This is a genomic window from Actinoplanes sp. NPDC000266 (assembly GCF_042899005.1).
Taxonomy (GTDB): domain Bacteria; phylum Actinomycetota; class Actinomycetes; order Mycobacteriales; family Micromonosporaceae; genus Actinoplanes.
Genome location: NZ_JBIAZI010000007.1, coordinates 108,431 through 128,731, shown reverse-complemented (window position 1 = coordinate 128,731; position 20,301 = coordinate 108,431). Strand labels below are relative to the sequence as shown.

Annotated in this window: 25 protein-coding genes; 5 read left to right on the top strand and 20 right to left on the bottom strand. The window is 69.8% G+C overall.

Annotated features, from left to right (window positions below):
• Window positions 1-55 precede the first annotated feature (55 nt).
• From ACFY36_RS28060 to proS, 12 genes are all read right to left on the bottom strand, one after another.
• A complete protein-coding gene (locus ACFY36_RS28060; RefSeq protein WP_097318465.1) occupies window positions 56-379 on the bottom strand; it encodes a DUF2469 domain-containing protein in 324 nt (107 codons plus the stop codon).
• Window positions 376-1,191: a ribonuclease HII gene (locus ACFY36_RS28055; protein WP_499748899.1), complete on the bottom strand. Its 816-nt coding sequence runs from the start codon at window positions 1,189-1,191 to the stop codon at window positions 376-378. Before ACFY36_RS28055 ends, ACFY36_RS28060 begins: the two co-directional genes overlap by 4 nt.
• Complete coding sequence (locus ACFY36_RS28050; RefSeq protein ID WP_499748898.1) at window positions 1,191-1,634, bottom strand: NUDIX hydrolase; 444 nt, start codon at window positions 1,632-1,634, stop codon at window positions 1,191-1,193. Before ACFY36_RS28050 ends, ACFY36_RS28055 begins: the two co-directional genes overlap by 1 nt.
• Window positions 1,635-1,678: 44 nt before the next feature.
• A complete protein-coding gene (gene lepB, locus ACFY36_RS28045; protein WP_498691794.1) occupies window positions 1,679-2,320 on the bottom strand; it encodes a S26 family signal peptidase in 642 nt (213 codons plus the stop codon).
• Window positions 2,317-3,204 carry a signal peptidase I gene (gene lepB, locus ACFY36_RS28040; RefSeq protein WP_499748897.1) on the bottom strand — a complete coding sequence of 296 codons (888 nt, stop codon included), beginning with the start codon at window positions 3,202-3,204 and terminating at the stop codon, window positions 2,317-2,319. Before lepB (ACFY36_RS28040) ends, lepB (ACFY36_RS28045) begins: the two co-directional genes overlap by 4 nt.
• 95 nt (window positions 3,205-3,299) lie before the next feature.
• The gene (gene rplS, locus ACFY36_RS28035) at window positions 3,300-3,656 is read right to left on the bottom strand and encodes a 50S ribosomal protein L19 (protein WP_499748896.1); all 357 of its coding nucleotides are present in this window, start codon (window positions 3,654-3,656) and stop codon (window positions 3,300-3,302) included.
• Window positions 3,657-3,779: 123 nt separating this feature from the next.
• Entirely contained in the window at window positions 3,780-4,538 is a 759-nt protein-coding gene (gene trmD, locus ACFY36_RS28030) for a tRNA (guanosine(37)-N1)-methyltransferase TrmD (RefSeq protein WP_499748895.1), read from the bottom strand.
• Window positions 4,538-5,104 carry a ribosome maturation factor RimM gene (gene rimM / locus ACFY36_RS28025; RefSeq protein ID WP_499748894.1) on the bottom strand — a complete coding sequence of 189 codons (567 nt, stop codon included), beginning with the start codon at window positions 5,102-5,104 and terminating at the stop codon, window positions 4,538-4,540. The genes trmD and rimM overlap by 1 nt, the downstream gene beginning before the upstream one ends.
• A complete protein-coding gene (locus ACFY36_RS28020) occupies window positions 5,104-5,361 on the bottom strand; it encodes an RNA-binding protein (protein WP_014447131.1) in 258 nt (85 codons plus the stop codon). Before ACFY36_RS28020 ends, rimM begins: the two co-directional genes overlap by 1 nt.
• Window positions 5,339-5,854, bottom strand: coding sequence for a 30S ribosomal protein S16 (gene rpsP, locus ACFY36_RS28015; RefSeq protein ID WP_499748893.1), 516 nt, complete (start codon window positions 5,852-5,854; stop codon window positions 5,339-5,341). The genes ACFY36_RS28020 and rpsP overlap by 23 nt, the downstream gene beginning before the upstream one ends.
• 170 nt (window positions 5,855-6,024) lie before the next feature.
• Window positions 6,025-6,681 carry a ribonuclease FAU-1 family protein gene (locus tag ACFY36_RS28010; RefSeq protein ID WP_499748892.1) on the bottom strand — a complete coding sequence of 219 codons (657 nt, stop codon included), beginning with the start codon at window positions 6,679-6,681 and terminating at the stop codon, window positions 6,025-6,027.
• Window positions 6,681-8,087 carry a proline--tRNA ligase gene (gene proS / locus ACFY36_RS28005; protein ID WP_499748891.1) on the bottom strand — a complete coding sequence of 469 codons (1,407 nt, stop codon included), beginning with the start codon at window positions 8,085-8,087 and terminating at the stop codon, window positions 6,681-6,683. Before proS ends, ACFY36_RS28010 begins: the two co-directional genes overlap by 1 nt.
• A gap of 75 nt (window positions 8,088-8,162) precedes the next feature.
• Here proS and ACFY36_RS28000 point away from each other — a divergent pair, with 75 nt between their 5' ends.
• On the top strand, window positions 8,163-8,669 hold the full coding sequence (locus tag ACFY36_RS28000; protein WP_499748890.1) for a SigE family RNA polymerase sigma factor: 507 nt from the start codon (window positions 8,163-8,165) through the stop codon (window positions 8,667-8,669).
• On the top strand, window positions 8,659-9,996 hold the full coding sequence (locus ACFY36_RS27995) for an outer membrane protein assembly factor BamB family protein (RefSeq protein WP_499748889.1): 1,338 nt from the start codon (window positions 8,659-8,661) through the stop codon (window positions 9,994-9,996). Before ACFY36_RS28000 ends, ACFY36_RS27995 begins: the two co-directional genes overlap by 11 nt.
• Here ACFY36_RS27995 and ACFY36_RS27990 read toward each other — a convergent pair.
• From ACFY36_RS27990 to ACFY36_RS27965, 6 genes are all read right to left on the bottom strand, one after another.
• Window positions 9,986-11,062: an amidohydrolase family protein gene (locus ACFY36_RS27990; protein WP_499748888.1), complete on the bottom strand. Its 1,077-nt coding sequence runs from the start codon at window positions 11,060-11,062 to the stop codon at window positions 9,986-9,988. The two genes, ACFY36_RS27995 and ACFY36_RS27990, sit on opposite strands and share 11 nt — an antisense overlap.
• A gap of 32 nt (window positions 11,063-11,094) precedes the next feature.
• Entirely contained in the window at window positions 11,095-11,697 is a 603-nt protein-coding gene (locus tag ACFY36_RS27985) for a Uma2 family endonuclease (protein WP_499748887.1), read from the bottom strand.
• A 450-nt stretch (window positions 11,698-12,147) separates the two neighbouring features.
• Window positions 12,148-12,315: a hypothetical protein gene (locus ACFY36_RS27980; protein WP_499748886.1), complete on the bottom strand. Its 168-nt coding sequence runs from the start codon at window positions 12,313-12,315 to the stop codon at window positions 12,148-12,150.
• A 45-nt stretch (window positions 12,316-12,360) separates the two neighbouring features.
• The gene (locus tag ACFY36_RS27975; RefSeq protein WP_499748885.1) at window positions 12,361-12,708 is read right to left on the bottom strand and encodes a Uma2 family endonuclease; all 348 of its coding nucleotides are present in this window, start codon (window positions 12,706-12,708) and stop codon (window positions 12,361-12,363) included.
• Between the two features lie 29 nt (window positions 12,709-12,737).
• A complete protein-coding gene (ffh, locus tag ACFY36_RS27970) occupies window positions 12,738-14,294 on the bottom strand; it encodes a signal recognition particle protein (protein ID WP_499748884.1) in 1,557 nt (518 codons plus the stop codon).
• Window positions 14,295-14,359: 65 nt separating this feature from the next.
• On the bottom strand, window positions 14,360-14,590 hold the full coding sequence (locus ACFY36_RS27965; RefSeq protein WP_360242035.1) for a hypothetical protein: 231 nt from the start codon (window positions 14,588-14,590) through the stop codon (window positions 14,360-14,362).
• 203 nt (window positions 14,591-14,793) lie between these two features.
• On the opposite strand from ACFY36_RS27965, the gene ACFY36_RS27960 reads away from it, so the two are divergent.
• Genes ACFY36_RS27960 through ACFY36_RS27950 form a run of 3 tightly spaced genes read left to right on the top strand, consistent with a single transcriptional unit; the run spans window position 14,794 to window position 18,644 of the window.
• On the top strand, window positions 14,794-16,554 hold the full coding sequence (locus tag ACFY36_RS27960) for a stealth family protein (protein ID WP_499748883.1): 1,761 nt from the start codon (window positions 14,794-14,796) through the stop codon (window positions 16,552-16,554).
• On the top strand, window positions 16,551-17,813 hold the full coding sequence (locus ACFY36_RS27955) for a nucleotide sugar dehydrogenase (protein ID WP_499748882.1): 1,263 nt from the start codon (window positions 16,551-16,553) through the stop codon (window positions 17,811-17,813). Before ACFY36_RS27960 ends, ACFY36_RS27955 begins: the two co-directional genes overlap by 4 nt.
• 48 nt (window positions 17,814-17,861) lie before the next feature.
• Window positions 17,862-18,644 carry a hypothetical protein gene (locus ACFY36_RS27950; RefSeq protein ID WP_499748881.1) on the top strand — a complete coding sequence of 261 codons (783 nt, stop codon included), beginning with the start codon at window positions 17,862-17,864 and terminating at the stop codon, window positions 18,642-18,644.
• On the opposite strand, the gene ACFY36_RS27945 is transcribed toward ACFY36_RS27950, so the two are convergent.
• Window positions 18,530-19,546, bottom strand: a complete 1,017-nt coding sequence (locus ACFY36_RS27945) for a glycosyltransferase family 2 protein (RefSeq protein ID WP_499748880.1) — start codon at window positions 19,544-19,546, stop codon at window positions 18,530-18,532. The two genes, ACFY36_RS27950 and ACFY36_RS27945, sit on opposite strands and share 115 nt — an antisense overlap.
• Window positions 19,547-19,584: 38 nt before the next feature.
• Complete coding sequence (locus tag ACFY36_RS27940; protein WP_499749315.1) at window positions 19,585-20,292, bottom strand: hypothetical protein; 708 nt, start codon at window positions 20,290-20,292, stop codon at window positions 19,585-19,587.
• Between the last annotated feature and the right edge of the window lie 9 nt (window positions 20,293-20,301).

Here is a 20,301-nt window from a genome sequence, read left to right as displayed (position 1 = left end):
ATGGCCGACACCCTGCCGCTTCCTCATCGCCCGGGGAAAGGGCTGTGGATAACCCCTAGTTGCCGAAGCCCGCGTCGTCCGGCAGCGAGATGTCCGGCTTCTCCAGCTCCTCCACGTTGACGTCCTTGAAGGTCATCACGCGGACGTTCTTCACGAAGCGGGCGGGCCTGTACATGTCCCAGACCCAGGCGTCGTGCATCTCGACCTCGAAATAGACCTCGCCGTCCGAGTTACGCACGTGCAGATCGACCTGGTTGGCCAGGTAGAAACGGCGCTCGGTCTCCACCACGTAGGAGAACTGGCGGACGATATCGCGGTACTCCCGGTAGAGCTGCAGCTCCATCTCGGTCTCGTACTTCTCGAGATCCTCTGCGCTCATCGCTTTTCGCCCTCCATGGCCTCATCTTCCCCCACACACGGCGACGGCTGAGGCTGGTCGCCCGACGCCACGCCGACGGTACCCCCAACGACGCCGGATGCGTCAAACAGTACCGGCGGGGCCTCAGCCGGGCCGGGACGACGGGCCCGCGGCGGCCTGTTCCCGCGACCGGAGGCCGCGGCCACGTTCACGTACGAGAAACGGTGCTCGGCGCAGGGCCCGTGCTCGCGCAGGGCGGCCGTGTGCTCGTCGGTGATGTAGCCCTTGTGCACGGCGAACCCGTACGCCGGGAACTGGTCGTGCAGTTCGACCATCAGCCTGTCCCGGGTGACCTTGGCCAGCACGCTGGCCGCGGCCACGCACGCCGCCACCCGGTCGCCTTTCCACACGGCCAGGCCGGGCACGCCCAGCCCGTCGACCGGGAAGCCGTCGGTCAGCACGTATTCCGGCGGCGTGGCCAGCGACGCCAGCGCGCGGCGCATCGCCGCCAGGTTGCAGACATGCAGCCCGCGGGCGTCGACCTCGGTGGGCGGGATGATCACCACCGACCAGGCCAGGGCCCGGGCCACCACTTCGGCGTACACGCGCTCGCGGGCGGCCGGCGTCAGCAGCTTGGAGTCGGCCAGCTCGTCGATCTCGCCGCGCTTGCCCTCGGGCAGGATGGCGGCGGCGGCCACCAGCGGGCCCGCACAGGCGCCCCGGCCGGCCTCGTCGGCGCCGGCCACGTTGGTGAAGCCGCGGCGCTGGAGGGCGCGCTCCAGGGCGTACAGACCGCCCTCGCGGCGCACCACCGTGCGGGGAGGAGACAGCATCAGAGAGCCCGCAGCAACTCGGGCAGCTCGACCGGGAAGATCAGCTCGGAGCTGGCCTCGATCTCCTCGGCCGACCACCAGCGGTGCTCGGTGATGGTCTCCTGCTCGTCGGCGTCCATGCCGGCCATGTCGATCTGGATCTCGGTGACCCGCAGCAGGAAGAAATCCTGCTCCTGCTGGTAGTCGCGGCCGTCGTAGCTGAACTCGGTCACCTGGTGCCAGAGAGGCTCACCAAGATCGTCGGCCTTGACCTGAAGGCCCGTCTCCTCGAAGAGCTCGCGGGCGGCGGCCTCGACGACCGTCTCGCCGTCGACCAGGCCTCCGCCGGGGGTGAACCACCAGCGATGGCCTGGACGGGCCGGGTCGCCGCCGTGCAGCAGCAGGGTGCGCCCGGCCTGATCGACGAGGAGCACCCGACCGGCGCGTCGGTTGATGACGGTCACGCGAACAAGCCTATTGCGCCCGGCGTGGATCTTCCGACCGGGTGTTACTTCGCATCGGGGATGGCGTCGAAGCCGTCCGGCACCGAGAGCCAGGTCGCCCGGCCGACCGGCCAGAAGACCGTGAAGGCGCGGCCGACCACCGAGTCCTCGGTGATCGTGGCCTCGGTGATGTTGTGGTCGCTGTCCTGGTAGTGCTCCAGGGAGTCGCCCGAGGCGGCCCGGTGGTCGCCCATCACCCACAGCCGTCCCTCGGGCACGACGATGTCGAAGTTCGTGCTCGCCGGCGGGTCGGGGGTGCCGTCGGAGTCCTTGTAGATGTACGGCTCGTCGAGCGGCACGCCGTTGACGATCAGCTTGCCGGTGCCCGTGTACTGCACGTGGTCGCCCGGGGTGCCGATGATGCGCTTGATGAAGTCTTCGCCCTCGGCGCCGGACTGCCACTCCTTGGGCGCCTCGAAGACGATGATCTCGCCGCGCTTGGGGTCACGGAAGTCGTAGACGAGCTTGTTGACGAGCACCCGGTCGAGCACGTTGAGCGTGTGCTCCATCGAGGGCGACGGAATGTAGAACGTCTGCAGCACGAAGGCGCGGACCAGCACGGCGACGAGGATCGCCACACCCAGGAGGATCGGAAGTTCGCGCCAAAAGGAACTTTTGCGCTTCGGCTCCGTCTGCTCGTCAATCACGATGGGAGCCTACGACGCCGAATCGAGAACGGCAGTCCGGAACGCGCGGATAACGCCCCACTTAAGAGAAAAGGAAGTGCGAAAAGTTCCGTCGAAGGGCTGTGCTCCCGCTCCGGAAGGCCGGCCGCGGTGGGATGGATCTCGGCGTACGTCTTCCACACGTCGGGCACCGAGAGGCTGGTGAACCGGCTGCTCGGCCAGACGATGACGAATGCCCGGCCGATCACGTTGTCGATCGGCACCGGCCCCTGGCATCGGGCGTCCTGCGACACCTCGCGATGGTCGCCCATGACGAACATCTCACCCGCCGGGACGGTGACCTCGGTGAAGCGCCGGCTGGTGCACTGGTTCGGGTTGGGCGGCTGGTTGATGTCGGAGTTGAAGCCGTCGGCGATGTACGACTCGTCGATCCCGACGCCGTTGACCGTGATCCGGCCCTTGGCGTCGCAGCAGGCCACCTTGTCGCCGGGCAGCCCGATCACCCGCTTGATGAAGTCGCGCTCCCCGGGCCGGCTCACCCCGACCAGGTCGCCCACCGTGCGGCCCAGCTTGGCCACGAACGAGTTGCTGACCTCTTCGGTCACCTCGGGCGCCCAGTTGTCGGTGCCGCGGAAGACCACGATCTCGCCGCGGACCGGGTCGCGCATGTCGTAGACGACCTTGTTGACCAGGACCCTGTCCTTGATCTCCAGGGTGCTCTGCATCGACCCGCTGGGGATGTAGAACGCCTGCACCAGGAAGGTGCGGATCAGGACGGCGAGGCAGAAGGCCACGACCAGCAGGAGCGGCAGCTCCTGCCAGAGCGGCATCTCCTTGCGCCGGATCATGGACCGCCGCCGTCGCTCGGACGGCCGGTAGCCCTCCATCGGTTCCACGCTTCGCATCTCCCGCCGCCGACCGAAAACGCCCCGGATACAGCACTACCGCCCGAGTATCTCCCTAGGGAAACTTACGGGCGGTAGCACAGGATCGATCAAGATCAGACGGTCTGCTTCTCCCGAAGCTCCTTGATCTTGGCCTTCTTGCCGCGGAGCTCGCGCAGGTAGTAGAGCTTGGCGCGGCGGACGTCACCGCGGCTCACGACCTCGATCTTGTCGATCGCCGGGCTGTTGATCGGGTAGGTCCGCTCGACACCGACGCCGAAGCTGATCTTCCGGACCTTGAAGGTCTCCCGGAGACCGGCGCCCTGCCGGGCGATCACGACGCCCTGGAAGATCTGGACGCGGGAACGGTTACCTTCGACGACTCGCGCGTACACCTTGAGGGTGTCGCCGGCCCGGAAGTTGGGAAGGTCGGTGCGCTGCGACTGGGCGTCGAGAGCGTCCAGCGTGTTCATCGCTGCATCCTCGTACTCAAAGGCGCACCGGGAGTTCGGTGCGCGGCGGGTGATCCTGACCCTCCACCACTCCAGAGGGCCCTCGATCCCACCCCACGGCGCGGAGTGAAATCGGCAACCTCACTACTTTGCCACAGGGGGAGGCGTGATCTGAAATCCGCCCTCAGCCAAAGCCGTCTTATCCGACTTGTCCAACAAATCCGGCGGGTAGGACGCCATCATGTCCGGCCGCCGGGCAGCGGTCCGCAACAGGCTCTGGGAACGACGCCACCGGGCAATTCGCCCATGGTCCCCAGATCGCAAAATTTCCGGAACTTCCCGGTCACGCCACGACGCCGGCTTGGTGTACACGGGCGCCTCGAGCAGGCCGGCGGAGTGCGACTCCTCGTCCAGCGACGACGCGTTACCCAACACTCCGGGCAGCAGCCGGGTGATGGCCTCCATGATCACGATGACCGCGACCTCGCCACCGAACAGCACGTAGTCACCGAGGGAGACCTCGAGCACCGGCATCCGCGCAGCGGCGTCGTCGATCACCCGCTGATCGATGCCCTCGTAGCGCCCGCAGGCGAAGATCAAATGATCAAGAGAGGCCAGCGCGTACGCGTCCGCCTGCGTGAACGGCTTTCCGACCGGCGACGGCACCACGAGCGTCCCCGGCGCCATCGCGTCGAGGGCCTGCCCCCACGGCTCGGGCCGCATGACCATGCCGGGCCCGCCGCCGTACGGGGTGTCGTCCACCGTCCGATGAACATCGCTGGTCCATTTACGCAGATCGTGCACGTCCACGGACAGCAGCCCGGTCGACCGCGCCTTGCCGACCAGCGACAGGTCGAGCGGGGCGAAGTAGTCCGGGAAGATCGAGATGATGTCGACGCGCATCACAGATCGAGCAGACCCTCGGGCAGATCGACGACGACACGCCCGCCGTCGAGATCGACAGTGGGCACGATCGCGCTCACGAACGGGATCAGCGCCGTACCCCCACCGGTCTTCTTCAGCACGATGAGGTCGGACGAGGGAGCGTGCTCGATCCGCTCGACCGTGCCGTGCAGCTCGCCGGAAAGAGACTCGACCCGCAGCCCTACCAGCTGGTGGTCGTGGAACTCGTCCGGGTCGTCCGAGGGCGTCAACTCGGAGCTGTCGACCTGGAGCCACACGCCGCGCAGCGCCTCGGCGATGTTGCGGTCGTAGACGTTCTCGAACTGGGCGATGCCGCGGCCCTGATGCCAGCGGATCTGCTCCAGCACGAGCTGTTTGGGCACCTGATAGGGCACACCGGCGGGAACGGCCGCCGGGCCGGTGCTGACACGGCGGTCCTTGGGGACCTCCGTGACGAACACCGACCCGGGGACGAAACGTTCTTCCGGTTCATCGGTGCGCACGACGACCGAGACCTCGCCCCGGATGCCGTGCGGCTTACCGATCTGGCCGACTACTAGAAGCATCAGTACGCGTCGACGATGTCCACGCGGATGCCGCGTCCACCGATCGACCCGATGACCTGCCGCAGGGCCTTGGCCGTACGCCCGCCACGCCCGATGACCGTACCCAGGTCCTCGGGGTGCACGCGAACCTCGAGCCGCTTGCCGCGGCGCGAGTCGACCAGCCGGACCCGGACGTCGTCCGGGTTGTCGACGATGCCCTTGACGAGGTGCTCCAGCGCCGGCCGGAGCGCCCCGTCAGCTCGCGTCGGCGCCGGCACCGGCCGGGTCCTCTGCGGTCTCGGCGACGGCCTCACGGTTGGGCTCGTCGGGCTTGGCGGCCTTGGTCTGCGCCGGCTTGGCCTCGGCGGCCTCCGGAGCGGCGGCGACCTTGTCGGCCTTCTTGGGGGTCTTGGCGGGCGCGTCGGCAACACCGGCGGCGGCCTTGGCCTCAGCCTCGTACGCCTCGGTGCGGCTCTGCTTCGGCTCGGCCACCAGCAGCGGCGGCGGGGCCGGCAGACCCTTGAACTGCTGCCAGTCGCCGGTCTTCTCCAGGATGCGCTGCACGGCCTCGCTCGGCTGCGCGCCGACCGAGAGCCAGTACTGCACCCGCTCGGACTTGACCTGGATCACCGAGGGGTGTTCCTTCGGCTGGTAGATGCCCACGTACTCGATGGCACGGCCGTCGCGCTTGGTGCGCGAGTCGGCGACGACGATGCGGTACTGCGGGTTGCGGATCTTGCCCATCCGCAGAAGCCGGATCTTTACGGCCACGGTTGTCTTCGCTCCTGAACGCGTGAGTTTTTGAGCCGACGGCCGCCCACGTGGGGTTGCGGGGACCGATGTCTCGCTGGACTGGCTTCACCGGAGGGTTAGAGGGCGCTCCGGCGTACCGACCAAGGAACCATTCTGCCAGATGACCGGCCGTTACTCCCAACCGGGCGTCAAACGCGCGCCACGACCGGCCGGTCCCAGCCCTCGGGCAGCGCGACCGGCGCCTCCCAGGACGGATCCGGCTGGAACTCGGTCCACGTGCCGTCGAACGGGAACTCGGCCGCCTCGATCTGCTTGATCACGCGGTGGCCCTCGGCCCAGACGGCGCCGGGGTCGGGCACCCAGTAGAGCTCGGGGCTCTCCAGGCGCTCGGTGAACTCGTCCTCGTCCTTCCACTCCCACTCGAGGTCGGACGAGACCACGATGTCGAGATCCTGGTCGGTGACGTCGATGCCGGCCACGTCACCGTCGTCCCAGCGGACGGCGCCCTCTTCGAGGTTGACGTAGTAAGCCGCGAAATTGTCGGACTCGTCCCGGAAAAACCAGACCGAATGCGCGGCGCCCCGGGGGAAGAACCGCAGCACACCCGGCCCGCGCCACTGGGCGAGCCGGGTTTCACGCGGCGCCGCGATCCAATCGGTGAACGAGGCGAAGTCGCGCGGCAGCCGGCCGTCCAGAGCCGTCTCCACGGCGATCACCGACGCCTCGGCCACCCAGACGAGCAGCCCGCGGTCGTCGTCGGAGACCACCCGCGCCGGATGGACGAAGCCGATCCGGCCGCGGTGCGTGTCGCGGTGCAGGATCAGCCGTCCCGGAGCGAACGCCATCAGTAGGAGCGGGCCAGGATCGCGACCAGGCCGTCCTCGTCGCCCGAGTCGGGCATCGAGCCGTCCCCGCGGACCAGGCAGCGCACGGTCACGGCCTTGCCGTTGGCCTCGGCCTCGCCGTCCTCGCCGACCGCCGACCACGGCACCCGGGCCCAGCCGGTCTGCGCCGCCTCGATGGCGTCGCCGAGCGTCTTGACTTCGACCGTGTTGGCCGCGCGGAACGCCAGCGCCTCGTCGTAGAGCCGCTGCTGGTCGGCCTTGAGCGCGCTGGTCACCGCGCCCACGACGTCGCCGATCGCGGTCGGCGTCTTCGAGCCGTCGACCCGCCGGGCGATCGTGACGTTGCCGGTGGCCAGGTCGCGCGGGCCGACCTCGATACGGATCGGGATGCCCTGGAGCTCGGCATCGACCGCGCGGCGGCCGAAGGGCACGTCGGAGCGGTCGTCGAGCTTCACCCGTACACCGGCGGTCTTGAGGTCCTTGACGAGCTGAGTCGCGGCCTCGGCCACGCCGTCACCGGCCTTGACCACCATGACCTGGACCTGGACCGGCGCCATGAGCGGCGGAAGCCGCAGGCCGTTGTCGTCGCCGTGCACCATGATCAGACCGCCGAGCATGCGGGTGGACGTGCCCCACGAGGTGGTCCAGGCGTGCTCGACGCCGCCCGCGGCCGACGAGTAGGAGATGTCGAACGCCTTGGCGAAGTTCTGCCCGAGCTCGTGCGACGTGCCCATCTGGAGCGCCTTGGTGTCGCCCATCATGGCCTCGACGGTCATGGTGTTGGTGGCGCCGGCGAAGCGCTCCTTGCGGGTCTTGCGACCGGGCACGACCGGGATGGCGAGGAAGTCCGTCATGAACGCCTCGTAGACGTTGCGGTGCACGTCACGGGCGTGTTCGCGGGCGTCGGCCTCGCCGGCGTGGGCGGTGTGGCCCTCCTGCCAGAGGAACTCGGTCGTGCGCAGGAAGGTGCGCGGGCGCAGCTCCCAGCGGACCACGTTGGCCCACTGGTTGAGCAGCAGGGGCAGGTCACGGTACGAGTCGACCCACTTGGCCATGAACTCGCCGATCACGGTCTCGCTCGTCGGGCGGACCACCAGTGGCTCGGCCAGCTCCTTGCCGCCGGCGTGGGTGACCACGGCGAGCTCCGGGGAGAAGCCCTCCACGTGGTCGGCCTCGCGGCGCAGATAACTCTCCGGGATGAAGAGCGGGAAGTACGCGTTCTGGACGCCGGCCTCCTTGATGCGGGCGTCCATGTCCGCCTGCATCCGCTCCCAGATCGCATAGCCGACCGGACGGATGACCATGGTGCCGCGCACCGGGCCGTTGTCCGCCAGTTTCGCTTTGGCGATCAGATCCTGGTACCAGCGAGGAAAGTCCTCCGCACGCGGAGTGAGCACTCGAGCCACGAGGCGACATTCTAGTCAGGGGCCACGCAACCACTCCGACAGGCATCCCGTGTCCTAGGTGAAGGGGCGGTGGGGATGACGGCCACGGACGATTTCGACGACTTCTACCGGGACACCTCGCGGAGGCTGGCCCGGTACGCGTACGGCCTCTCCGGCGACGCCGCGGAGGCCCAGGACCTGGTGCAGGAGGCGTACGCGCGCGCCTGGCAACGGTGGCGGCGGTTAGCCGGCTATGAAAACCCCGAGGCCTGGTTACGCCTGGTGGTCAGCCGCCTGGCGGCGGATCGGTGGAGACATTTGGGGGTACGCCGGAACAGGCTCACCACCGCACCGGCGCCACCGTCCGCGCCGCCGCCCTCCGAGGACACCGTCCTGCTCGTGAAGGCCATGCAGACGCTCCCGGCGGTCCATCGCCGGGCGCTCGCCCTGTACTACCTGCTCGACCGCTCGGTGGCCGACATCGCCGCCGAGACCGGCGCCTCCACCGGCACGGTCAAGTCCTGGCTGTCCCGCGGCCGGGCCGGCCTGGCCGCCGCGATCGGCCCGATCTCGCAGAAGGAGGAGAGCCACGATGCCCGCTGACCTCGACGACCTGCTCGCTCGACTCGGCCGCGAGGCCGACGTCATCCCGCTGGCCGGCGCGGAACAGGCCCGTCATCGCGGCCGGCAGCGCACCCACCGCCAGGCGGCGTTCTCGGCGGCCCTGGCCGTCTGCCTGGTCGCGGTGGGCGTGGGCGTGGTGATCTCCCGGCCGCATCGCGACGCCGACCGGACGGTCTCGCCGACGCCGTCGAGCCGGGCCCTGACCGAGGTCGGCTCGCCGGTGAACACCGGCGGCCCGGCCACGTCGGTCGTGCAGGCGGCCCGGGACGGGAAGCTCTACTCGGCCTGGGTGACACCCGGCGGCGAGCTCTACCTGAACGCGGCCGACCTGCACACGGGGGCGGTGCTCTGGACGGTCGCCGACCAGGACATCGGCGTCGTGACCGACATGCGCGCCCTTCAGGGTGCCGTGATGGTCCGGGTGGACCGGGCCGTCGTCTTCTTCGACCCGGCGAACGGCGGCACGATCCAGCGGTTCCGCGTCGACGACGGTGACGACCTCCTCCCGTACGAGAAGGTCATGGTCCGCCGTTGGGCCTCGAACGGGCAGGTCACGGCGAGCGACATCCGGACGGGGCAGCCCGCCTGGTCGGACGCCGCGAATCCCACGGAGCGCCTCCTCGCCTACGGCGACCGGCTGGTCCAGGTGACGAAGGCCGGCAAGCTCCTGGTCCGCGACGCCGCCGCCGGCACGCTGCGCCGCACCATCACACCGGCCCGGCCGCCGGGCACCCAGTTCGTGCTCGCCGGCGACCGGCTCCTGCACGACAACGTCCCATGCTGCGACACCGCGGCCTACCGCGTCGTGGCCACCGACCTGACCACGGGGCAGTCGTCGGTGGTCACGAGCGGCGGGCCGGAGAAGCTCGTCGGCATGGACGCCTGCGGCACGAACCGCCTCTGTGTCCTCGAGGGCGGCCCCGGCGACCGGGGGACGGTGTCCGCGTTCGACGTGCCCAGCCACAAGCGCCTCTGGGAGGTGCCGGCCCCGGACTCCGCCTCCGCGATCTCGGCGAACGGCACGAACGTGCTCGTGGGAGGCCCGGGCACGACGACGGCGCTGCTGTCGGAGACCGGGTCGCCGGTGTTCCGCACGCCCGACGCGAGCGTGTGGTGGCTCGACGCGGAAACGTTGGTCATGATGCCGGCGCTGGCGGCGGGCACGGTCACGACTTTCCGCGTCGGCGACCGGCAGCCGACCCGCCTCGGCGACATCCCGCGCCGGATCGGCCCGTGCGTGACCAGCGCCGGCCGCCTGGCCTGCCCGACCGAGGACAGCCTGCGGCTCTGGAGCCTTACCGGATGACCTGACCGCGCAGCACGATCCGGCTGGGCGCCCGCACCACACGCAGATCCCGCCGGGGGTCGGCCTCGTAGACCACCAGGTCGGCGAGGCCGCCCTCGACGAGCCCGGGGAAGCCGAGCCACTCCCGGGCCCGCCAGGAGGCATTGGCCAGGATCTCGGCGGCCGGCAGCCCGGCCTCCTCGAGGGCCAGCATCTCCTCGGCGGCCAGCCCGTGCTGAATGCCCCCACCGGCGTCGGTGCCGACGTAGATCGGAACGCCCGCCTCGTAGGCCGCCCGCACCACCGACGGGAACCGGTCCTGCAGCCGGATCATGTGATCGGCGTACCCGTCGAACTTCCCCCGAGCCTGCTCCGCGATCTTCCCGAACGTCCTGATGTTGATCATCGTCGGCACAAAGGCGGTCCTCCGCCGCGCCATCTCGTCGATCAGATCGAGCGACAGCCCCGTCCCGTGCTCGACGGAGTCGACTCCCGCTCGCACCATCATGGCCACGCCCTCCTCGGAGAACGTGTGCACCGCGGCCCGGACCCCCGCCGCGTGCGCGGCCTCGACGGCCGCCGTCATGGTCGCCTCATCCCACGAGGGCGCCAGGTCTCCGGCCTCCCGGTGAATCCAGTCCCCGACCAGCTTCACCCAGCCGTTCCCGGCCTTGGCCTGCTCCGTCACGGCCTCGGCGACCCCCTCCGCCTCGACCTCGACGGCGAGACCGCGCAGATAGCGCTTCGGCGGCGCCACATGACGCCCGGCCCGGGACAGTCGCGGAATCCCGGCTTCGTCATCCAGCTCGGGATAGGGAAACGGCGACCCCGCATCACGCAACGCGAGCACCCCGGCATCGCGATCCCGCCCCGCCAGCTCCCTCGCTTGGTCAAGGCTCTCGATCGGCTTGGCCCCCGGAGCGATCCCAAGATGACAGTGCGCATCCACCAGCCCCGGCACCACGAACCCGCCGTCACTGATGGTCTCCGCGTCCTTGACCGGCTCGAACGTGACCCGATCCCCCACCAGCCAGAGATCCTTCACGTCCCCTTGGGGCAGGACGGTTCCTCGCACATGCAGCGCCATGGAGACAGTCCTACCCGATGGCCATTCACCTGTCAGGGGCGGGCGATCTCTTCCAGCCAATCCCGCTTCCGCGTCCACGCCGGCAGATCCAGTGTGATCTGCCAAGGCTGATGCACGGTGATCAGCTCGTCGGTCTGAATCTGCTGGTGATAGTTCCCGTCGGCGCCGAGGAGGTACTGCGTGAAGGTCACCCGATCAGCCAGCGGATCGATGATCCAATATGACGGAATCCCGGCGAAGGCATAGCTCTTCATTTTCTGCCTGCGGTCATAGGTCACCGAGGACTTGGAGATGATCTCCACTACGAGTGGGACGTCAGCCGCCCGCACTGGCGACCGGCTCGCGCCCTCCGCACGAATGACTACAGCGTCAGGCTGCAACTCATTCCTCGAGTTGATGAGGACGGCCTGTTCCTGATTTACCACGAACTCGCCGAACTCAGGACAGCCGACCTCAATCGCGTTGGCTGTTCGATTGGCGATGATCTGATGGATAGGAAGCGCGTTGGGGGTCAAGACGAGCCTTCCGTCGATCAACTCGTAGTGGAGATCCTCGGGAAGGTCCACCAGGTCGTCGACGGTCAGATCTCGCCGCTCAAGAAGGTATGGGTCGGCAAGCTGAAGGGAAGCGGTCATCGATTCCTCCTCGATGGAATCGCCACTCACCATACTAGGCCCCAGACTAGTTGCTCCATGCCAACTTGGCCTTGCTCACATCAGCCATCGTAGGCACACTGCGGCCGCGGGCACGTCAAACACAGCGCGCTCAGTTTCACCCCAACGGGCCTTCGCCTGCGGGGCCGGTTGTTACTTCTGATGCGGTCCCGGCGCCGCGCCCAAGCCGGCAGGTCCAGCGTGATCTCCCAAGGCTGATGAACGGTCACCAGAGCACTCGTCTCGAGCACCCGGTCATACGCCCCCGGAGCGCTCAGCACGAACTGAGTGAAGGTGACCCGCTCGGCCAGCGGGTCAACGATTCACGGCAAGGTCGCCGACGGTCAGATCCCCTCGCCGAAGCAGGCCGGGGCAACTTGCCCACGCCATCGCCATTGACACGGGCCCAGCGTCCCCGGTCGCGGCTTCCGATCAGGACGCCGCAGCGACCAGGCGATCGCGCTCGGCAGTCAACGCCGGAAGATCCAGAGCGATGCCCCACAGCCCGTCCAGGGCGATCAGCCCGTCGGATCGCAGGTTCTCGCGGTAGGCACCGTCGTCGCCGAGCTGGAACTGCGTCAAGGTGATGCGGTCGAGCATCGGGTCGATGATCCAGCAGGTGGGGATGCCTGCCCGCTGATAGATCTAGAATTTGGCGCGGCGGTCCAGGTCAATGGTGTCGGCGGCGAGGATCTCGCCGACGAGCGGGACGTCGCCGGCGGGCACGGGCGAGCGCAAGGCCGCCCGGGCGTGGACGACCACGATGTCCGGGCAGGGTTGATTGCGGCGGTCCACGGCGACATCGACGCTGTACACCGGCAGATGCGTCCAGGGCCGGCCGACCCGGACGGCCAGCAGGACTTCGGTGAGCACCATCTGATGGAGAGTCGTCGGCGAAGGCAGAACGAGCCTCCCGTCGATCAGCTCGCAGCGCAGATCGTCCGGAAGGCTCGCCAGGTCGTCGACGGTCCAGTCGAGCTCGGGGGCAGTCATGCGACTACCTTATGCCCGACTAGGCATGATCAGCGGTTGTCGTCGTCTTTCTGCTGCTTCATCAGCTTGTTGAAGTCGAGGTTGGGCAGCTTGAAGCCGCCGCCGGGGCCGCCCGCGCCGCCCAGGGCGTTCGGGTCGAGGCCCGGCGGGAGCTGGGGCATGCCGCCCGGGAAACCCGCGGGCAGGCCGCCGGCGCCGGCACGCGGGCGGTTGCCGCCCTTGGTGCCCTTGCGCTTGTTCTTGGGGCTCTTCGTGGCCTTGCGACGGCCGCCGGGCAGGCCCATCATGCCGCTCATCTGCTTCATCATCTTCTGGGCGTCGGTGAAGCGGTTGAGCAGCTGGTTGACGTCCATGACCGTCACGCCCGAGCCGTTCGCGATGCGGGCGCGGCGGGAGCCGTTGAGGATCTTCGGGTTCTGGCGCTCGCCGGGGGTCATCGAGCGGATGATCGCCGTGACCTTGTCGAAGTGGCTGTCGTCGAGCTCGTCGAGCTGGGCCTTCATCTGGCCCATGCCGGGCATCATGCCCAGGATGTTGGCGATCGGGCCCATCCGGCGCACCGCGATGAGCTGGTCGAGGAAGTCCTCGAGGGTGAAGGTCTCGCCGGCAAGGAGCTTGCCGGTCATCTTCTCCTTCTGGTCCTCGTCGAAGGCCTGCTCGGCCTGCTCGATGAGGGTGAGCACGTCGCCCATGCCGAGGATGCGGCTGGCCATCCGGTCGGGGTGGAAGAGGTCGAAGTCCTCGAGCTTCTCACCGGTCGACGCGAACAGGATCGGCTCGCCCGTGACGTGCCGGACCGACAGCGCCGCGCCACCGCGGGCGTCGCCGTCGAGCTTGGAGAGGACCACGCCGGTGATGCCGACGCCGTCGCGGAACGCCTCGGCGGTCTGCACCGCGTCCTGGCCGACCATGGCGTCGATGACGAAGATGACCTCGTCGGGGTCGACCGCGGCCCGGATGTCGGCCGCCTGCTTCATCATCTCGGCGTCGATGCCGAGACGGCCGGCGGTGTCGACGATGACGATGTCCTTGGCCGACCGCTTGGCGTGCTCGATCGAGTCCTTCGCGACCTGGACCGGGTCGCCGACGCCGTTGCCGGGCTGCGGGGCGTAGACCTCGACGCCGGCCCGGCCGCCGAGCACCTGGAGCTGGTTGACCGCGTTGGGGCGCTGGAGGTCGGCCGCGACCAGCAGCGGCTGGTGCCCCTGGTTCTTCAGCCAGCGGGACAGCTTGCCGGCCAGCGTCGTCTTACCGGAGCCCTGAAGGCCGGCCAGCATGATCACCGTGGGCGGCTGCTTGGCGAACTGGAGCCGCCGCCCCTCGCCGCCGAGGATGTTGATGAGCTCCTCGTGGACGATCTTGATGATCTGCTGGGCCGGGTTGAGGGCCTGCGAGACCTCGGACCCGCGCGCCCTCTCCTTCACGTTGAAGATGAAGGCCTTGACCACGGGCAGCGCGACGTCCGCCTCCAGCAGCGCGAGACGGATCTCGCGCGCGGTGGCGTCGATGTCGGCATCGGTGAGCTTGCCCTTGCCGCGGAGCTTGGTGAAGATCCCAGAAAGGCGGTCACTCAAAGTGTCAAACACGGTGCGACTTCCCGTTGGTCAGAAGGTGGGTGGTGCACCGCAAGCCTAACCGCCCGCGCCGAGCCTCACTTGTTGCGCATCCGGTACGTCTTCGCGGCGGCCTCGATCCGCCGCTGCGTACGCCCGTCCTGAGAGATCGACTTCTTGGCCTTGGCGTAGAGCAGCGCGCCGCCGCCGATCACCAGAGCGCCCACGATCAGGTAGAACAGCACCGGCCCGATCAGGTTGGCCGCCACCCAGCCGACCACGACGACGCCGGCGATCAATGCCACGAGAAATGCGATGGCCTTGCCCATCTTCAGCCTCCCCAGGTTGTGAATCCACCATGACGCAGACAGGCAACCCACCGCATCAGCCGTATCCCTTAGGGGTCGGCCCCTGAAGATCGGCCACGTCACACCGGCAAATCGCGTATACCGGTGATATAGGGCGTCACTTACGGCGCAGGCGCCAGTTGAGGGTCACAGCAAGCGACTGACCCCGGCGGAAGGACGACGGCGTGCCCCTGCGGCGGATCCTCGGGCTGGCGCCCTGGCCTGTCCGGCGGCGCGTGATGCGCCAGGTGGAGCTCCGGCTGCTGCCCCGCCTGCCGGCCGACCGCCGGCTCCGGGCGGCGCGGCGGGTGGTTCCGCTGGGACCCCGGCGCCGGCTCCTGCCCACTCCGGCCGATACGCCGGCTCTGCGGGTCCGCACGGCCGCGGCGCGCCTGGAGGCTCGTCGTTCCCCCTGGTCAGATCCGGCTTCCGTACGGCGTGAGAACCTCGACCGCGTCGTCGCGTCGCTGTCCACCGCCGGCATCGACTGGTTCCGCGTCCCCACCGACTCGCTGACCCGTACGGCCGTGGCCGTGCCCGAGACCGACCGGTCCCGGGTCCTGGCCGCGCTCGAGGCCCTCACCTCGGCCGAGGTGGGCCGCCTGGAGGTCGTCGGCCGCCGCGCCACCACCCGGCTGCTGCGGGTCTGCTGGCCGGTCACCGACCCCGGCGGCCATCTGGTCTTCGGCACCGAGTACGCCTGCGAGATCGAGCTGTGGCGGGCCGCCGGCGACCGCCTGACCGGCCCCCGCCCCAACCCGGTGGCCGACGCGATCCCGGCCGGCGAGCCGGTCGCCCTCGCCCCCGAGCCGGTCTTCGGCTCGTTCGGCGTGCCCGGCCCGCTGCCGCGCTACCGCACCCGCGAGGTCTTCACCCTGGTCGACCCGGACCGGGTGGCCTTCCCGATCGACGCCGTCTACACCTGGGTCGACGGCGAGGACCCGGCCTGGTTCGAGCGCAAGGCGCGGGCGCTGCGCGACAACGGCTGGGTGGCCGGCTCGAACGGGCAGACCGCGAACCCGTCACGCTTCGTCTCCCGCGACGAGCTGCGCTACTCGCTGCGCTCGCTGCACGCGTTCGCGCCCTGGATCCGGCACGTCTTCCTGGTCACCGACGACCAGGTGCCGGCCTGGCTCGACCTCGACCGGGCCGACCTGACCGTGGTGAGCCACCGGGAGATCTTCGGCGACACCGGCCGGCTGCCGACCTTCAACTCGCAGGCGATCGAGTCACGGCTGCACCGCGTGCCGGGCCTGGCCGAGCACTTCCTCTACCTGAACGACGACGTCTTCCTGGGCCGGCCGGTGCCGCCCGAGATGTTCTTCACGCCGGGCGGGCTGACCCGGTTCTTCCCGTCCGGGGCCCGGGTCGACCCGGCGCCGCGGCGTCCCGGCGACACCCCGGCCAATTCGGCCGGCAAGAACAACCGGGACCTGATCCGGGACACGTTCGGCCGGGTGCTGACCCGCAAGATGAAGCACACGCCGCACCCGTCGCGGCGCAGTGTGCTGGCCGAGATCGAGCTGCGCTTCGCCGACGAGGTCAAAGCCACCTCGGAGCATCAGTTCCGGCATCCGGAGGACATCGCGCTGCTCTCCTCGTTGCAGCAGTACTACGCCTATCTGACCGGGCGGGCCGCCCCCGGCGAGATCGAGTACATGTACACCGACCTGGCCGACCCGTCGACGCCGTTCCGGCTGGCCCGGCTGCTGCACAACCGCAACCTCGACGCCTTCTGCCTCAACGACACCGACTCGCCGGACGCGCTGGTGCCCGAGCAGGCGGCGCTGCTGGCCGAGTTCCTCCCGGCCTATCTGCCGTTCCCCTCGCGCTGGGAGCTCAGCACGCCCCGCCCGGGCACCATGTCGCCGTCCTCGACCCGCAAGCCGGTCATCGCCCGGCAGGCGACGAGGGCCACCCGCCTCGCCGAAAGGCCACTGTCATGACCGTGGACGTAGTGATCCTGGGCCTCGGCTACGTGGGGCTGCCACTCGCGCAGCAGGCGGCCCGCGAGGGGCTGGCCGTGACCGGCTTCGACGTGCAGCCGCCGGTGGTGGCGTCGCTGGCCGCCGGCCGCTCGCACGTCGACGACCTGAGCGACGCCGACATCGCCGAGATGCTCGCGGCCGGGTTCCAGCCGACCACCGACGAGCGGGCCATCGCCGCCGCCGGGACGGCCGTCATCTGCGTACCGACCCCGCTCGCCGAAGGCGACGGCCCCGATCTGCGCGCGGTCATCGGCGCCACCGAGGCGATCGGCCGCAATCTGCGCCCCGGCATGCTGGTGGTGCTCGAGTCGACGACCTATCCGGGCACCACCGACGAGATCGTCCGGCCGTTGCTGGAAAGGCTGTCCGGGCTGACCGCCGGCATCGACTTCCATCTGGCGTTCTCGCCCGAGCGGATCGATCCGGGCAACGAGCGCTTCGGCGCCCGCAACACCCCCAAGGTGGTCGGCGGCTACACGCCCGCCTGCACCGACCGGGCCGCCGCCTTCTACGGCCGTTTCGTCGACACCGTCGTCCGCACCCGCGGCACCCGCGAGGCCGAGACCGCGAAGCTGCTCGAGAACACCTACCGGCACGTGAACATCGCGCTGGTCAACGAGATGGCCCGGTTCTGCCACGAGCTCGAGATCGACCTGTGGGACGTGATCCGGGCCGCCGCCACCAAGCCGTTCGGCTTCCAGGCGTTCTATCCGGGACCCGGCGTGGGCGGGCACTGCATCCCGATCGACCCGAACTATCTGAGCCACAACGTCCGCAGCCGCCTGGGATATCCGTTCCGCTTCGTCGAGCTGGCCCAGGAGATCAACGCGACCATGCCCGGCTATGTGGCCCGGCGGGCGCAGAACCTGCTGAACGCGGACGGCCAGGCCGTGCACGGCGCGACCGTGCTGCTGCTCGGGGTCACCTACAAGGCGAACATCGCCGACCAGCGTGAGTCACCGGCCACCCCGCTGGCCCGCCAGCTGGCCGCGCTGGGCGCGACGGTGCTCTACCACGACCCGCACGTTCCGCAGTGGACAGTCGGCGACGTCGAGGTCTCCCGCACCGACGACCTCGAGGGGGCCACGGTCTCGGCCGACCTGGTGATCCTGGTGCAGAACCACCGCGAGTACGACGCCGATCGCCTGGCCGGTCTGGCCAAGCGCTTCTTCGACACCCGCGGCGTCACCACCGACCGGCGGGCGCACCGCCTCTGACCGGATCGGGGTGGCGGCGCTAGATCCCGTTGGTGGATCATGCGCGCCATGCGCCACCTCGTCCTGCGTGTCTCGGTCGCCCTGACGATCGCCGCCCTGTTCGCCGCGGCCGCCGCCTGGCCCGCCTGGCACGCGTTCGCCGGCGATCTGCCGGCCGACGAGCGGATGCACGCGCTGGCCGGGATGGTCGTGGAGGGCTCGGAGAAGGGCACCGACATCAGCCGGGTCGAGCACGTGGCCGGCTCGGCCTACGGCGACGACGTGGCGGACGGCTCGAACTGGCTGCTCGGCGTGGACGCGTACGGGCCGGGCTTCGCCGAGACCTCGTTCGGCGCCGCGAAGACGGACCTGGCGGCGGCCGGGCAGCGTCTGGAGGCCGACGGGTGGCGCGTCGGCGAGGACGGCGACGGCACTCTCACCGCGGCCAACGACGACTGGCGGCTGACGTTCCAGCCGACCGACGGCGACGGGTCGGACGCCGTGCTGAAGGTGCAGCGCGGCGCGCCGGTCGCCGCGCTGGCGCTGACCGCCCTGGCCTGGATCGCCGGATCGGTGATCGGATGGCGGGTGGCCGGGCGCTTCGACAACCCGATCGGCCTGGCCGCGCTCGTCTTCCTGGCCCTGAACACTCTCAGCGTCACCCTGAGCCTGCTCGACGACGCGATCGCCGTCGGTGGCACCGGGCCGTTCGCCCTGCCCTGGGACTTCGCGTTCTTCTACGGTGCCCGGCCGTTCGTGCTGTTCGGGCTGGCACTGGCCGCGCTCACCCTGGTTCTCGGCGGCCGGGCCGTCCACTCCTCCGGCATGGACAGGCCGTCCGCGCGCTCCTGAACCAGATAGCGCGGCCGGCCGCGCACCTCCTCGTGGATGCGGGCCAGATATTCGCCGATCACGCCGAGGCCGAGCAGCACGAAGGTGCCCATCACCAGCAGCAGCAGGATGACCGTGGGGAAGCCCTCGACCGAGCCGCCGCCGATCCAGCGGATCAGCGTCTGCGCGCCGAGCAGCACCGCGAACGCGGCGAAGGCCATGCCGACCAGGGTGACGAGGTGCAGCGGGGCCGAGCTGAACGAGGTGATCCCGTTGACGGCCAGGCGGAACAGCGACCGGAACGTCCAGCGGGAGCCGCCGCCCTCCCGGTGGTCGATGTCGACCTCGACGGTGCTGCGGCGGAATCCGATCCAGCTGCTGGTGCCGCGGAAGAACGACGAGTGCTCGGGCAGGCGCAGCAGAGCGTCCAGGGCGGCCCGGCTGAGCAACCGGAAGTCGGTGGCGCCGACCAGGTCCACTTTGGTCATTTCGGTGAACGCCCGGTTGAACAGCCGCCCGCCGAGGCGCCCGATCAGGCCCTGGCCGGTCCGGTTGCGCTTGACCGCCTCGACGACGTGCGCTCCCTCGAGCCAGCGCTTCACCATGGCCGGGATGGCCGCCGGCGGATGCTGGAGGTCGGAGTCGATGACCACCACGGCGTCGCCGTACGCGTGCTCGAGCCCGGCCAGCACGGCCGGTTCCTTGCCGAAGTTGCGGGAGAGCTGGACGCCGCGTACCCGCCGGTCGAGCAGTGACTGCCGCACGATCCGGTCCCAGGAGTCGTCCCCGGAGCCGTCGTCGACCAGCACGAGTTCGTAGCGCAGCCCGGCGCCGGTGAGTACCTCGGTGAGCCGGCGCACGAATCGCTCGACGCCCGGCCCCTCGTTGTAGACCGGCGCGACCACGGAGATGAGCGCGCTCATGACCGGGCAAACGACGCGCCGGAGGAGAAGGTTGCGATTTACCGCAGAAGCTCGGCCAGGGTCGGCGGCTTCGCCCGGTCGACGATGACGGTGCGTACGGTGTCGTGGTCGCGGTAGAGGCGGGACAGCCGTTCCGAGAGCACGTCCTCCCACGAGCGGTCGGGCCGGTGCTTCTCCCAGGTCAGCCGGTCGGGCAGATATTCGAGCAGCACGCTGTGGTCGCCGTCGCCCGCGAAGGACGGGCAGTCGGTCATCACCACCGGCCGATGGTCCGGGCTGACCAGCAGGCGCTGGCGCAGGGTCAGCACCACGTCGCGGACGCCGTCCGCGTCCATGCCGATCACCACGTAGAGGTGGACCGGCGGCCGCGCGGTGGCGACGGGGGCGTGGCCCGGGCTCGCCGGCGGGCGGGCGCCGGCCCGGTTCCGCCCGCGCCATCGGCCCAGGATCGCCCGCCAGGAAACCGGTCCGAAGGCCAGGCGGTCGGCCCGCTTGCGCGCGCGGTCGCGTTCTTTGCGGTACGTCTCGGTCAGCCGCCGCTCCTCGACCAGCCGCGCTTCCAGCGAGCGCAGCCGCCCGGCCATCGCGGCCAGCTCCCACCGCGCCCGCTCCATCCCGTCCAGCGGCCGCTCCCACCGCGCCCGCTCCCACCCCGCTCGTTCCAACCCGTCCAGCGGCCGCTCCGGCAGCGCGAGCGACCGCCCGCGCGGACTCTCCGGAAGGCCGGTCCGCCGCTCCGGGGCCATCTCCCGCAC